Source organism: Bartonella bovis 91-4 (assembly GCF_000384965.1).
Taxonomy (GTDB): Bacteria; Pseudomonadota; Alphaproteobacteria; order Rhizobiales; family Rhizobiaceae; genus Bartonella; species Bartonella bovis.
Genome location: NZ_CM001844.1, coordinates 1,229,204 through 1,243,865 on the forward strand (window position 1 = coordinate 1,229,204; position 14,662 = coordinate 1,243,865).

General features: G+C 36.2%; 12 protein-coding genes and 1 tRNA gene. 10 read left to right on the top strand and 3 right to left on the bottom strand.

What is annotated here, in order from left to right:
- Positions 1-918: 918 nt before the first annotated feature.
- From BBBE_RS05325 to BBBE_RS05340, 4 genes are read left to right on the top strand one after another with little or no spacing between them, the layout of a single operon-like run.
- Positions 919-2,346: an amino acid permease gene (locus tag BBBE_RS05325; protein ID WP_010701521.1), complete on the top strand. Its 1,428-nt coding sequence runs from the start codon at positions 919-921 to the stop codon at positions 2,344-2,346.
- 42 nt (positions 2,347-2,388) lie between these two features.
- On the top strand, positions 2,389-3,069 hold the full coding sequence (locus tag BBBE_RS05330; RefSeq protein WP_010701522.1) for an energy-coupling factor ABC transporter ATP-binding protein: 681 nt from the start codon (positions 2,389-2,391) through the stop codon (positions 3,067-3,069).
- Positions 3,066-3,719, top strand: coding sequence for an energy-coupling factor transporter transmembrane component T family protein (locus BBBE_RS05335; RefSeq protein WP_010701523.1), 654 nt, complete (start codon positions 3,066-3,068; stop codon positions 3,717-3,719). The genes BBBE_RS05330 and BBBE_RS05335 overlap by 4 nt, the downstream gene beginning before the upstream one ends.
- Positions 3,719-4,273, top strand: a complete 555-nt coding sequence (locus tag BBBE_RS05340; RefSeq protein ID WP_010701524.1) for a biotin transporter BioY — start codon at positions 3,719-3,721, stop codon at positions 4,271-4,273. Before BBBE_RS05335 ends, BBBE_RS05340 begins: the two co-directional genes overlap by 1 nt.
- 178 nt (positions 4,274-4,451) lie before the next feature.
- Here BBBE_RS05340 and BBBE_RS05345 read toward each other — a convergent pair whose 3' ends face one another.
- Entirely contained in the window at positions 4,452-7,046 is a 2,595-nt protein-coding gene (locus BBBE_RS05345; RefSeq protein ID WP_010701525.1) for an autotransporter outer membrane beta-barrel domain-containing protein, read from the bottom strand.
- Positions 7,047-7,290: 244 nt separating this feature from the next.
- Here BBBE_RS05345 and BBBE_RS05350 point away from each other — a divergent pair, with 244 nt between their 5' ends.
- From BBBE_RS05350 to BBBE_RS05375, 6 genes are all read left to right on the top strand, one after another.
- Positions 7,291-8,163: a siderophore ABC transporter substrate-binding protein gene (locus BBBE_RS05350; RefSeq protein WP_420806249.1), complete on the top strand. Its 873-nt coding sequence runs from the start codon at positions 7,291-7,293 to the stop codon at positions 8,161-8,163.
- Between the two features lie 77 nt (positions 8,164-8,240).
- A complete protein-coding gene (locus BBBE_RS05355) occupies positions 8,241-9,197 on the top strand; it encodes an ABC transporter permease (RefSeq protein WP_010701527.1) in 957 nt (318 codons plus the stop codon).
- Positions 9,190-10,140, top strand: a complete 951-nt coding sequence (locus BBBE_RS05360; protein WP_010701528.1) for an iron chelate uptake ABC transporter family permease subunit — start codon at positions 9,190-9,192, stop codon at positions 10,138-10,140. Before BBBE_RS05355 ends, BBBE_RS05360 begins: the two co-directional genes overlap by 8 nt.
- Entirely contained in the window at positions 10,137-10,895 is a 759-nt protein-coding gene (locus BBBE_RS05365; RefSeq protein ID WP_010701529.1) for an iron ABC transporter ATP-binding protein, read from the top strand. Before BBBE_RS05360 ends, BBBE_RS05365 begins: the two co-directional genes overlap by 4 nt.
- Positions 10,896-10,962: 67 nt before the next feature.
- Positions 10,963-11,033 (top strand) — tRNA-Gln (locus tag BBBE_RS05370).
- 256 nt (positions 11,034-11,289) lie between these two features.
- The gene (locus BBBE_RS05375; protein WP_022708699.1) at positions 11,290-11,478 is read left to right on the top strand and encodes a hypothetical protein; all 189 of its coding nucleotides are present in this window, start codon (positions 11,290-11,292) and stop codon (positions 11,476-11,478) included.
- Positions 11,479-11,706: 228 nt separating this feature from the next.
- Here the strand turns inward: BBBE_RS05375 and BBBE_RS05380 are convergent, their stop codons facing one another.
- Positions 11,707-12,312 (bottom strand): hypothetical protein, encoded by a 606-nt coding sequence (locus BBBE_RS05380; RefSeq protein ID WP_152023184.1) that lies wholly within the window; start codon positions 12,310-12,312, stop codon positions 11,707-11,709.
- A gap of 225 nt (positions 12,313-12,537) precedes the next feature.
- Positions 12,538-14,662: hypothetical protein (locus BBBE_RS05385; RefSeq protein WP_192812758.1), on the bottom strand; the 2,125-nt coding region annotated here is incomplete at its 5' end.

Below are 14,662 nucleotides of genomic sequence, written 5' to 3' on the forward strand. Positions count from 1 at the left end.
CAGTACTTTTTGCTTTTCGTTAGTACAAAACACAAGAAAAACATTTTACTCAATTTACAATTACACCCACTTTAAGAGTGTATATTATACTTTTAAAGTGGCAAAATAATGTTAAAATATCTTTATTAAGCAAACGATATCTGTGTTAAAAAAGGAAAAAGCACTTTACAATGAATAAAATGGACTAATATCATAATTATTTGATAAAAGAGCATTTTAATACAACTAGTTATATTTTTATTATTATTTTCAAAGGCTACCTTTACAAAAGCGAGTCATTATCATTTCGGAATATATTATTGTAAAGAAGACCCACAGTACTTTTAAAAACACAAAGAAGCTTTAAAAAAATAACTTTATTAGGGTTATAGACATTTAAACCATTTCAGCATATTTGGTGCTCTTGCGTACAGATTTTTCGTTAAATAAGGATTGTGAATGAAAGTTATAAAAAGCTTTATATTTTCAAATTAATCAGAATAAGCATTCAGTGTTCTTAAAATAGATCCATAGTGATCATGAGATGGTGTGTATATTCAAAATAGAAGACTTTAATTTGTGGTTGTTAAAGAGGTAGATTCTAAAAACTTTCAATAGAGTAAAGTCTTTTAAAGAGTTATTATTTTACATTGCTAGATATAACGGATTTTAAAAGAAGCTTCTCATAATCCGCATCTATACTAAAACTTGATCTAACTGTGTTGTAATCCATATGATGCATCTACATAGTATGCTACTGTTAATTATTGATATTATAATAGTCAAATATGACAAAATTAATATCATTAATTCAAACAAATAATAGAGGAGCATATGCCGAGTTATATTTTAATAGAATATCCGTGTAACGCGCTAAAAAATAGTTACATTATAGACTATGTTTATAAAAGTTAAACATCACAAGAGTAATAAATAATAATGCTTGAAGAAAAAAATAATGAATTGAAGCGTAGTCTTCAAAGTCGCCACATTCAAATGATTGCTTTAGGGGGCGTGATTGGAACGGGCCTTTTTTATGGATCAACAGAAGCTATTCAATTAGCTGGCCCTTCAATTATTTTAGGCTATCTTATTGGAGGATTGATTGTCTATTTTATTATGCGAATGTTGGGGGAAATGTTAACAGAAGAGCCAACCTCAGGTGCTTTCAGTTTTTTTGCCTATAAATATTGGGGACACTTGGCTGGTTTTATCACAGGTTGGAATTATTGGTTTCTTTATATTGTTGTTAGCATGACTGAACTTATAGTGATTGGTTTGTATCTTGACCATTGGATCTTAATTGATCACTGGAAATCAGCTTTTATTGTTCTTGTACTTGTTACACTAGTTAATCTTATTGATGTTCGCCTTTATGGAGAATTTGAATTTGGTTTAGCTTTTATCAAAATAGCCGCTGTTGTTGGTATGATTGTTTTTGGAATTTTTCTTATTGTTACTGGAATAAATGGCTCTCAAGCAAGCATCCACCATCTTTGGGACCATGGTGGATTCTTCCCTTATGGGGCAATGGGAGTTGTACTAGCTACTACTATAGTCATGTTCTCTTTCGGGGGAATAGAGCTTATTGGTGTCGCTGCTGGAGAGGCAGAAAATCCCAAAAAAACAATTCCAACAGCCATTCGTAAAGTTATGTGGCGGATTATTATTTTCTATGTTGGTTCTATTAGCGTCATTATGATGATAATTCCATGGAATATGATTGGAAAAGGCAGTAGTCCTTTTGTTGCTATTTTTGAAACAATTGGCATTCCTGCAGCTGGCCATATTTTGAATTTAGTAGTGATTATAGCTGCCATCTCAGTTTACAATAGTAGTATGTATTCCAATGGCCGTATGCTTTATAGTTTAGCTACACAAAAAAACGCACCGCGTATTTTTAGTAAATTAAATACTGCTCGTGTTCCTTATATTGCTATTCTTTTTTCATCGGTTTGTACTGCAATAATAGTTGTTATTAACTTCTTTATACCAGAAAATATTTTTATCCATATCATGAGCATTACAACTGCAACAGCAGCCCTTACGTGGGCGATTATTATTATTATTCATATAAAATTTCGAAAAGCCCATAAAGACAAAAAAGATCCGTTTGTTTATGGATTTGGTTTGTATCCTTATGCAAATTATCTTTGTCTTTGCTTTCTTACAGTTTTATTTGGCATTATGTTTGCAAGCGGTTTTAGAGAAAATGGGTTAATGATTCAACTCTTTAACACGATGGGAATTAGACAAACCTTTATTGAATCATATATCCCTGCACACATGCCTGATATGAGTTTGGCGGTTGTTATCATTCCTATATGGTGTCTACTTTTACTGTTAGCGTATAAATTAAAGCGATAACTCTAGAAGAGGTAATATCAATTAATTGATTGGAATAAATTATTGGGGATAATAAAATTTGATAAAGTGACACAAATCTTTGGTGATTTATGTGTTTTAAAAAATATCACTGTACAGCTTACTGAAAGGCGAGTTGCAATTATTGGTGCGAATGGTTCTGGAAAAAGTACGTTTGTTCGCCTTATTAATGGTTTACAACTTCCATCAAGTGGTTTTGTAAGCGTTGATGGATTGGATACAAAGCGCGATGCAAAAGCAGTAAAAAGTAAAGTAGGATTTGTCTTTCAAAATCCTGATAATCAAATCGTATTACCATTGGTGCATGAGGATTTATCGTTTGGCCTTAAAAATTTGAAGTTAAGTAAAGAGGAAATTAGGCAACGTGTTAATGAGATCTTGCAACGTTATGATCTGCAGAATCTCAAAAATCATGCTGTGCATTTACTAAGTGGTGGTCAAAAACAATTAATCGCCATTTCAAGTGTGATAGTCATGAAACCTGACTATATTATTTTTGATGAACCAACAACTTTACTCGATTTACGTAATAAACGCAAAGTTGCACAAGTCATAGAAGAATTACCACAAACAGCAATTGTTGTATCGCATGATTTAGAATTTCTAAAAAAGTTTGATAGAGTATTAGTCTTCGATAAAGGGGAAATAATTATTGATGATACGCCTTTAGTTGCTATCAAAGAATATATGATGAAAATGTTATGATCAGTCTATACCTTCCCCGAGATACATTTATTCATAGACTTCGACCGGGAGTTAAGCTACTTTTTCTTACTGCATGTGGAACTATTATATCCATAGTTTCATCTATACCTATTTTATGCCTGTTTTTATTATTAGTAATTTTATTATATGGAATTGCTAAGATTCCTTTGAGCAATATAATAAGACAGCTTAAACTGGTAAGCATATTTTTAATCCTTATATTTATTTTTCAAGCTATTTTTAATAGTTGGCTGACGGGCTTTGAAATTATACTACATTTTATTATTCTTATTCCTTTAGCATCCCTTATTTCATTCACAACAAAAGTTTCTGATATGATGAATTCAATTGAAGCAGGACTTCAACCTTTCCGACGCTTTGGTATCAATCCATCAAAATTGAGTATAATTTTATCTATGGCAATCAGATTTATTCCAGTTGTTAATGAAAAATTCAATGAAGTACGTGAAGCACAAAAAGCACGTGGATTGGATACAAATATTATAGCTCTTGCAATACCTATAATTATACGAATAATAAGAATGGCTTCAGAAGTTGCTGAGGCACTAGAGGCTCGTTCTTATGACGGTAATATTGATGATACACTTTCTAAGGATGATGGAAACACTCATATTGAAAGAATAATTTGATGACTACAAAAGATCTAGCTTATACCGCTTTATTTGTTGCCCTTTATGCAATTTTAGGTCTTTTTCCTCCTATCTTTCTCCCTTTTTTTAACGGAGTTCCCATTACCGCTCAATCCATGGGGCCAATGTTAGCAGGATCTATACTTGGAGCAAAAAGAGGAGCTTTAGCATCAGCATTATTTCTCTTACTTGTTGCCATTGGCCTACCTTTGTTGGCTGGTGGACGTGGAGGCATTGGTAGCTTTTTAGGAGTGGGAGGTGGTTATTTGATTGGTTTTCCAATTGCTGCATTTTTTATTGGCTTCATGGTCCAATTGTTTTGGCTACGGTTAAATTTTATAACATTAGTAATCATAAATATCATAGGTGGTGTTGGGATTGTGCATCTTTTTGGAGTATTGTGGTTAGCCTACGTTGCTAAAATTTCTTGGTTGGTAGCTTTGACGAGCTCATTAAGTTTTATAATAGGCGATTTTTTAAAAGCCTTGATTGCATCTTTTATAGCAATTACAATTAAAAAATCTGTCCCTCTGATTCACTTAAAAGAAGAATAATTAATATTTATTTGCAAAACCACCCCCTTTAAGAGCTGCAAATATATCGAAGCTCTCTTTAAGCTACTCTGAAAGTATATTTTGGTTATTCTTCTCGCTCTACCTCTCCCTATATTTACGTTATCAATGGATTAAACCAACAAGACAGCTCTTCTTTGACACAACATCAAAAGATCAATCAGAAACGATAACGTAACCCTCCTGAGAAAGTACTTCCCGAAAGACCAGCTTTAGTTAATTTTTGCTGATAAACCACATCGCCATGTACAGCTATCTGCGAGGACAATTGAGCTTGCACACCCACCCCTGCTTCCATAGAAGAACCAAACATACCCACCTGGAATGTATCTTTAAACTGCACAAACTGCTTTCCTCCAAAGCTACTCATAAGATGCAGCTTTCCATAGAAGGAAACTAAACGCTCCCTTCCAATTCTAGTAAGAGTTTTAGTAAGCTGCCCACCCAGTCGCGTTGTTAATTGGCTAGGAGATCCTATTTTAATATCACCCCCCCCAATATCCCGAGCGGAATTAAACATCAAATATTGATAAACAAGCTGCATTTGTGGCTCAAAAATAAGACCTTCATACCCAGTCAAAAAAGTCTTACCACCTGTTAAAGATGCCCGCAATGGTCTGCTTGTTATTCTTGCTGTTTTGCCTCGTGCAAGCGTTTCAACATCTCCTCGAGATAAACCATACGATAAAAGACCATTGACATAAACCCCTGTATTATGTTGCAAACTAGCATAAGCTGTTAAAGACCAGTTATTAAAAGCACTTTTTTTACTTTTTTCAACATCTTGAGGTTGGAGCGATAATTTACCATAAGTTCCGATAACTCCAATAAATGCACTATTTTGTTCACTTTCCAACCTACTCAAAAGAGCAGCTACCTCTATCGCATGGTAACCAAACTTTCCGTTATAACCATACTCTGAAGAAGACAAATTAGAGGTGTAATTATGACTACCACCATAACCACGTATAGAAAAAGCCGGCTTTCCACTAAAAAATGGATCAAACGACGTCACCATTGTCCCTAACAGCTCGGTTTGATTGTTGACATCCATCAACCCAGCATAAAACAAAGCATTAGGCAAAAGCAGATAAGTTGGAACTTGTGGAACAACCGCTTTAACCCCAAACTTAATATATTTATTTTCAAGGCGGAAATCCCAAAAGTCCCCCTTCCCTTCAACCAATCTGCGCCGAGGATCCGCTTTTCCAAATTCAGAACCAGGACCATAAGCAATAAGGTGATATTGATAAGGGTGATTAGGCAGCGTCACATAATCAGAATGTAATATAAAAGAATCCTTCTTTGCTTTTCCAGAAACCTGTATGACTGATATACTTGGATCATTTTTACCAGTATTCCCTTGTTCCCTTAAATCATCTGATACCCCAAGCACATGAACTGTAGTACTTCCAGAAACATCACCATGAATCAAAATTTGATCAGATTTTTGATTACCTGATCGCCCCCCCCTTTCCAAAGATGCATTAACATAAATCTGTGCACCACCGCCCTGCGCATTGTAAGCCTCACCTGATCCTTCTCCAATGTGCAGAGTTTTATAATCATCAAAGGTTGGTCTTTCAAAAATAATAGAACTATCTTTGATCATCACATATGAAACAGATGACACCAGCTGCTCTTGAGTTTCACTTCTTGTTATAACCCATCTCGAACCGTTAGTTAAATAAAGTTCACCAGTATTTTCATTAAAAACGCGAGCACCACCAATCAGTAAAGAAGCATCAGCCATAACTGCTACAGAAGATCGATCTCTAGTTTCTAATAATAAATCACCAGAAATCTCTGATTTTGATAAGGCAATATAACCTTTAGTTCCAGAACTATAAATAGCCGCACTATTTGAAACACGAAGAACCGTCTTTTTCAAAGAAACAAGCCCTGCTGCAACCCCTCGCTTTCTTTCTGATCTATTTTCATAGAAATATATACCGTAAGACGTATCACCTTTCACCTTAATAGTTGAATTTTCAATGTTAATCTTATTAACACTAGGTTGAACAGACGATACCTCCCCACTCTTTGAAAGATTTATAGGTAACTCAACAGGTAAATTATCAAGCTGCATACCATGAGCACGAACAACATCAACACTACCATTCTTAAAGTCAATCCCTCCACCCAAACGTACGTGAAAAGCCATATTATTTTTTACACTATCTCTGTTATCACCGTGTCCAATAATTTCTACCCCATCTAAAACAGTAGTTCCTCCTGCCCACGCCCTAACACCTGTTCCATGTAAAAAATTAACCACCCCACTGTTCATCACACTTTTCGCCGAAAAGACAGTAAACAAACCAGTATTACTATCTGTAGTTTGTGGAGCCCCCTTTATAATAATATCCGTTCTTACCAAACTAATATTTGAACCTGCATTGGCTGCTACAGAAGCTACTTTTATTAAAGAATTTGCGAAAACTACCCCGTCACTTATTGCAATCATTCCACCCTGATCAACTTTAAGCTGTTGGAGTAAACTTGGATTTTTTTCGAGTAGTATTGGAACCACCGGTTCCCTAGAACCTGGCACTTGTGGCTTTATTCTAGATATAAAATGAACAAGACCTCCGGGATCTATATTAGTGATAATAATAGTCTCATCCTTTCCTGCAACAATTGATTTTGGTTGCGGAGGAATTTGATTATTTAGTTGTGCGTTAACGTCTATATTTTGAAAAAAACAAAGAACACTTACTGTAAAAACACATAAACACTTATATTCTTTAAGCATTATTTAATTATCCCGATAGAAATAATTTACAAAAATACTAAATAATTAAGAAAAGGTCTCGTAACATATTTTGAGATATTTTACAACATAATGTGCTTTATGTAGTATGTTTTATTTTAATTGTGTGTAAAAAAAGTCTCATTATAGGTTCTAATATTTAAATAGGTTCTAATATTTAAAGGAAAAGGATAAGATAGTGATTACAAAACATATAATACGAATAGCGTCTATTTTGACTGCAGTAATGAGTTTTGCAACTTTTTCTTGGGCAAACATAACCATTGAGCATGTCTCAGGTTCTACTTCTATTTCCAATTCTCCTCAAAAAGTTGTAGTGTTTGACCTTGCATCACTTGATAATATGAACCACCTTGGTGTTAATGTAGTTGTCGGTGTTCCTGAAGGTAAAAAGCCTGTATACCTGCAACATTTTGATGATACACGTTATGAAAAAATTGGTACTTTTTTTGAACCAAATTATGAAAAAATTGCTGCCTTTAGGCCTGATCTTATTATCATCTCTTCACGCACTCAGTCTAAATATAAAGATTTATCAAAAATTGCCCCAACTATTGACTTGACAGTAGGAAACGAAAACTCTCTAAAAGACATCGAGCGCAATATCACTATTCTTGGAAAAATTTTTAACAAAGAAAAAGAAGCTGAACAAGAAATTACGAAACTCAACGAAAAATTAGCAAAAGTTCGTAAAAATACCAAAGGAAAAGGTACAGGGCTAATACTTATGACTTCTGGTGGAAAAATAAGTGCTTTGGGCCCAAAGTCACGTTTTGATATTCTTCATTCCAGTTTTGGAATTGCTCCTGCAACAGACAAACTGATTGTGCAAAAGCATGGACAACTCATTTCCCCTGAATTTATTTTCGACACCAATCCTGATTGGTTATTGGTTATTGATCGTGATGCTGCAATCGGACGGGAAGGACAATCTGCAGCACAACTTCTCGATAACGAACTTATTCATCGTATAACAGCTTGGAAACAAAACCAGATCATCTATCTGGATTCTTGGAGCTGGTACAGAGCAAGTGGTGGTCTAACCGGATTATATGAAGCAACACAACAAATCAATGAAGCTTTTGCAAAAAGTAAATAACCTTTTATAAACATAAAATTTAAGAGCAGAGGTTATTTTAGCCTCTGCTATTTTAATTTTCTTAAAGAAAGTTTAGGATGAAAAGTCACTGGATAGCCATAATAGTTATTGCTTTACTTTCTGTCGTAAGTATTTTTGTTGGTTATTCCGATGTAACACCTTCTAACCTATTATCAGGAGATACAGATGCGTGGCTTCTTTTCTGGCAAACACGTATTCCCCGCACAGCTGCAGTGCTTTTAGCAGGCATGGCACTTGCACTCTCAGGTATGATTATGCAACTTCTTACGCGCAATCGTTTCGTTGAACCCTCAACAGCTGGAACTGTCGAATCTGCATCGCTTGGTATTCTATTTGTTATGATTTTTGTTCCCAATATGCCTATTCTTGGGAAAATGACTGTTGCCACAACCTTTGCTATGGCTGGCACCTTGCTCTTTATGTTTTTATTACGCCAAATTCCCTTAAAATCTACTTTCATTGTACCACTTACAGGAATTATGCTGGGATATGTTATTGGTTCCTTAACCAACGCTGTTGCCGATTATGAAATGCTACTTCCTTCTCTTCAGGCTTATTTGTTTGGTAGTTTCTCAATGATTCTTGACGGAAAATATGAACTGTTATGGCTATCTCTTCCGTTATGTATACTTGCCTATTTTACCGCTGACCGCTTTACAGTGGCTAGTTTTGGAGAAGATTTAACCAATAATCTTGGCCTTAATTACCGTGCTGTCATGTTATGGGGAATTTTTATTGTTGCACTAATTACTTCTGTGGTTGTATGTACAGTTGGTCGTATTCCCTTTGTTGGACTCATTGTTCCAAATCTCGTTTCAAGTTACAGAGGCGACAATATGCGCCATAGTGCTCCTTGGGTGGCGATTAGCGGTGCAGGAATGGTGTTAATTTGCGATCTTTTAGGGCGAATTATTCACCATTCTTTTGAAATTCCTATCAGCGTAATGATGGGCATTATTGGCAGTTTTATTTTCATTTTGCTTCTTTTATACTGGAGAAAACGTTTTGGGTAAAAAGAAAGCAACTCTTCTCGTATTAACAACACTTATTGTCGTAGCGTGTGTTGTAAGCAGCCTTTATATGACATGGAATGTAACCATTTATACGTGGACATTTCGTTTAACAAAATTAGTTTCTCTTTTTCTTATTGCTTATACAATAGCTGTTTCTACTGTTTTATTTCAAACAATTATTAACAATCGTCTTCTTACTCCTTCTATTATCGGATTTGATCAACTTTATATTTTAATTAAAACTATTACCCTTTATTACCTTGGATCCCTTTCTTTGCCTTTTTTAAATGAAGAAGGACAATTTCTTTTTGAATCTCTTATTTTAATTGTTTTCTCAATAAGTCTTTTTCATTTTCTATTTTCAGGAAACCTTAAAGGGTTTCATCTTACTCTTTTAATTGGTGTTGTTTTAGGCGGATTTTTTTTCAGCTTACGTATGTTTATGCAATTACAACTCAATCCAGATCAAATGATGAATTTAACGGACATTATGTTTGCAAATTTTAATAAATTAAATACATCATTAGTAAGTTTTTCTGCAATCATTGTCCTCATCATTAGCTTGGTTGGTTGGCGCTTACATTATTTGCTTGATGTTCTTGCTCTCGGGCATGAAGCTGCTCTTAATCTTGGAGTTGATTACCGCAAAAACGCTACAGTTATTCTCGTTTTTGTCTCTATTCTTGTATCCATTTCGACAGCACTTGTTGGGCCAGTTACATTTTTGGGATTGTTAATTGCCAACTTGTCTTACGAATTATCACCTCAGGCAAAACACAATGTTGTCGTGCCAATCGCAATATTATTAGCTATCATTTGTTTGGTTGGGGGACAATTTATCTTAGAGCAAATTTTTAATATGGGAGGACGCCTGAGTTTTATTATTGAATGTTGTGGTGGAATTGTTTTCTTAACTTTATTGATGAAGGGAAAAATCAAATGATTGAAATCAATCATCTTTCCAAAACTTATGGAGCCAGATTGGTTATTGATAATTTATGCCTTCATCTACCAAAGGGCGGAATTATTTCTCTTATTGGCCCCAATGGTTCGGGAAAATCAACTCTTTTAATGATGATAAGACGTCTTTTGCCAAGTGATAAAGGTACAATTAACATCGATGGTCTTGATATTTATAAAACGCCCCATGATGTTTTGGCTAAAAAACTCTCACTTCTGCGCCAAGATAATCCTTTATCGGTTCGCTTAACCGTGTACGATTTAGTAAGCTTTGGGCGTTATCCTTATTCAAAAGGTCGATATACCAATGAAGATAAACAATTCATTGATAGCGCTATCCGATATCTCGGTTTACAAAACCTAAAAACACGATTTTTAGATGAACTTTCTGGAGGGCAGCGTCAACGAGCTTTTATTGCGATGGTCATCTGTCAAGATACTCATTATGTACTATTAGACGAACCGTTGAATAATCTTGATATGAAACATTCTGCTTCTATAATGAAGCAATTACACCGTACTGCCTATGAACTAAAAAAAACCATTCTTCTTGTCATGCATGATATCAATTTTGCATCATCTTATTCAGATATGATTGTTGCACTCAAAGATGGTAAAACAGCTTATTGTGGCAAGCCAAAAGAAATTATGCGTCCAGAAATTCTCAAAGAAATTTACGATATGGATATTCAAGTAAAAACAATCAATAATGTGCCTATAGCTCTTTATTATCAATAATTTTAAGATTCTTCTTTTAAACTTGCACACACTTTAAAATCTGCTAGAAACAATAAAAGTTGCATATTGGGGAATAGTTTAATGGTAGAACAGCGGACTCTGACTCCGTTAATCTTGGTTCGAATCCAGGTTCCCCAGCCCTTTTGATTTAACAATTTTAATTTAATTTATGTATCTTCCTATCTTACTATTAAAGCTATAATTCCCTATTTCTAAAAACGGTCAAAAACATAAGTTCTTTATTAGATTCAAAGGGAAATTCTTAAATTCTTGATTTTATGAAAAAAATCTATTAAGCTGAAGAAGATTCTTTATGAAAAGATTATAATAATCTCACAAACATCACATCTATATATCTATGATATATTTAATAAATAATGAGGGAATACAAACTATGAAGCCAGAAATTATTGCTTCTATTATGCATCCTACAATGTTGGCTTCAACAATGATAGAGACAATGGAAGTTTCTAAAAATGGGTCGAAACCAATACAGAAAATTGTGAAACCTATTCCTATTATTGAACCTATGCCTCATTATCCCCTTTCTGCAAATATCTCTGATATGATAGCACATTATTAATGAGTGAGCTTATCCGTCAGAAAACAACAGAACTTGTTACAGAGATTGATCGCGTTTTCTCTTTAAGAAAAGTATAAAGAGAAAAAAGAACAATCAACTCAGCAAGATGCAATGATAGAGCAAGAATTCTATGAAGCAGTGAATGTAAAAAGAATAACTAACAATTAGGATAGAGTTGCAGTTGCAAAGATTACCACTCATAATATCAAAATAGAATTTGTCAATATTCTAGTTGAGGTGTTGATGTAATGTTTTTTCGTCAATCTCGATGAAATTTGTATTATTATTACTAGTATAGTTTATTTGCTCATTACTTAAAAGGATTCTTCTATTACTCATTTTCACCTTCATCCCTTCAAACCCCGTCAACTTCCCCTTCAACGTAACAGAAGACTCTGACCCATCAACCACTATTGCCTTCTGCATCCCCGTCGCCCCCTCAACATCAACATCCTCATCCAACGTCAGCTGTCCTTTATTAAGCACCTTAATCACCGGTAGACCACTCCCCCCCGACCCCGTAACCGTTATCTTCTTTATTATCGTAATATTCGTCCCCGGCCCCGTTATCTTTACAGCCTCACCAGGGCCCCTATCCATATCTATATTTATATCCCTACCACTACTAGTACTACTCAGTATCCTTGTCTCACCACTACTACACACAATCGGCTGATCACTACTAATAGTTTTAACACCACCACGACTACTCCCACAATTTTGATCGGCATACGCCTTTGAAGTATGAGACGTTATAAGGGAAAGCCCAGCCATAAGAGCGGTTGAGACAACACATAAATAAACATGATGCTTAAAAACACAACGCATAACCATAACCCACATGTTCCCCTTTAACCTGTCAGGTTAAACGAGACTAAACTATTCTAAAAAAAGAAAACTAAAACTAAACCATACTAAAATGGCTTAAACCCCATAAAATTCTCCCAACTCTAACCCTTACCTAAAAACATCATACCCTAATATAAAACACTCTTAACACCCACAAAGCCAAAACACACATCTTCAAACAACAAACAAAACACACATAAAATCAAAACATCAAACAAAGCGCCTAGACCTTAAACCATCACCTAAACCCATAAACAAAAAAAACTCTCTAAAACTAATAAATACGCTAAAATATACAAAATCTAAAACATATAAAAAACAAACACCTCTAAGCATTGAGAGAGTGTTTTCTGTTATACTTTTTTTAGCAGAATATATTGCCCTATTTAAAAATGATTCATTAGGTAATGTTGTATTTGTGTCTTGTAAAATAAACACCGTACTCTCCCTTAAAATTGATCTCCCCCCCTCCATATGGACAGCACCTTTTGTGATAGCCATTCCATTGTAGATGTTTGTATAATTTGGCTTAATCAACACCACCCTTCCGCCGTCAACTACCCTCATCCCCTGCCCATAACCATTTCCATCGATCGTGAGATGTGATGCAACAACCACAGCATTTTTGGGTGCAACTTCAATACCCTTCTTTTTAAGCTTGACCCTTTCCACAGCATTTGTAGTGTCCTCTCCCACAATCCTAATGAATTCAGCTTCGTTGTTGTTACCCGTATAAGTCATTTTGACCGCTATTAAAGCAACCCCACCCTGGTTAAGATAAACACCGTACTCTCCCTTAAAATTGATCTCTCCTCCCTCCATACGGACACTTCCTTCTGTAATCGTCATCCCCTTATGAACACCTTTCAAGTTTGTACCAGTCAACCACACCCGTCCGCCGTTATTTACGCTTACCCCCTGCCCATTGTCTGTAGTGCTCGTGATAATTATATCCTCAGCGATAACTGTCCCACCCCTGACCTTAATGAAGTCAGCTGTTTTGTTGTTACCCGTATAAGTCATTCTGACATTTTTTAAAGCAGCCCCACCCTTGTCAAGATAAACCCCGTAATATCCCTTAAACCCAATCTCCCCTCCCATCAAAATAGCATTCGCCCTATTTTTCACCCACACCCCCGTTATGACCCCTGAAATATTCACATCTTTCATCGTCATCTTCCCCTCACCCTCTACATTCACCCCCGTACCCTTATCATCTTGTCCTGTAATGCTGACACCATTTAACAAAGCATTTCCCCCTATAAGACTGACACCGTAATCTCCATTAAAAGCCACCGATCCTTTGTGCATCATCAGCTTCCCATTTATCACCCACACCCCCGTTTGCACCTTTGAAATATCCACCTCCTTCATCATCATCACTCCCACCCCATTCTGCATAATCACCCCCGTACCCTTATTACTAGGTCCTGTAATTCTGACATTCTTTAAAGCAACCCCACCCTGTTTAAGACTGATCCCATAATCCTTCTTAAACCCAATCTCCCCTCCAAACATACGGACAATCCCTTCTGTAATCGTCATCCCCTTATGAACATCTCTTATATTTGTCTTGAACAGATCAACCATTCCCCCACTAAGCTTGATACCTGTTTTTCCTGTTCCACTTCCCTTGATAGTGACCCCTCCTAAAAAAGCAAATCCACCCTGGTTAAGACTGACCCCATAATCCTTCGTAAACCCAATTTCTCCTCCAAACATACGGACAATCCCATTTTCGATACTCATCCCCTTATGAACATCTCTTATATTTGTCCCGAACAGATCAATCATTCCCCCATTAAGCTTGATACCCTCTTGTCCCTGATTGTTTCCCTCGATTTTGACCCCTATTAAAACAGCAGTGCTCTTTGAGAGACTGATCCCGTAATCTCCCATAAACCCAATTGACCCTCCTTTCATCGCTAGTATCCCCCCCTTCGCCTCCACCCCCATTGCTACATTTGAAATCCGCACCTCCTCCATCGTCACCGCTTTCGCCCCCGTCGCATACACCCCCGTCCCCTTCCCATTTCCACCTGTTCCCGTAATCTCCGCCCCCGTAATATTAGCCGTCACCCCATTCCCCACCCCTATCCCGTAATTCCTTGTCCCCCCACTCGTAAACGTAATCGTCGTCCTATCCCTCACCGTCAACGTCCCACTTCCTGACATAGTTATCCCCTTCTGCACCCCTGAAATCGTCACCCTCTCCATCGTCACCGCTTTAGCCTCCATCGCATACACCCCCATTTTAACCTCTGAAATATTCACCCCAGTCATATTCAACGTCCCCGCCTCCTTCATCCATACCCCCATCGCCCCCTCCCCACTC

Bases quoted from the DNA above. Each gene is read 5' to 3' on its own strand.
- BBBE_RS05325 (WP_010701521.1), top strand. From the start codon at position 919: ATGCTTGAAGAAAAAAATAATGAATTGAAGCGTAGTCTTCAAAGTCGC.
- BBBE_RS05345 (WP_010701525.1), bottom strand. From the start codon at position 7,046: ATGCTTAAAGAATATAAGTGTTTATGTGTTTTTACAGTAAGTGTTCTT.
- BBBE_RS05355 (WP_010701527.1), top strand. From the start codon at position 8,241: ATGAAAAGTCACTGGATAGCCATAATAGTTATTGCTTTACTTTCTGTC.
- BBBE_RS05350 (WP_420806249.1), top strand. From the start codon at position 7,291: ATGAGTTTTGCAACTTTTTCTTGGGCAAACATAACCATTGAGCATGTC.
- BBBE_RS05380 (WP_152023184.1), bottom strand. From the start codon at position 12,312: ATGGTTATGCGTTGTGTTTTTAAGCATCATGTTTATTTATGTGTTGTC.
- BBBE_RS05365 (WP_010701529.1), top strand. From the start codon at position 10,137: ATGATTGAAATCAATCATCTTTCCAAAACTTATGGAGCCAGATTGGTT.
- BBBE_RS05335 (WP_010701523.1), top strand. From the start codon at position 3,066: ATGATCAGTCTATACCTTCCCCGAGATACATTTATTCATAGACTTCGA.
- BBBE_RS05340 (WP_010701524.1), top strand. From the start codon at position 3,719: ATGACTACAAAAGATCTAGCTTATACCGCTTTATTTGTTGCCCTTTAT.
- BBBE_RS05375 (WP_022708699.1), top strand. From the start codon at position 11,290: ATGAAGCCAGAAATTATTGCTTCTATTATGCATCCTACAATGTTGGCT.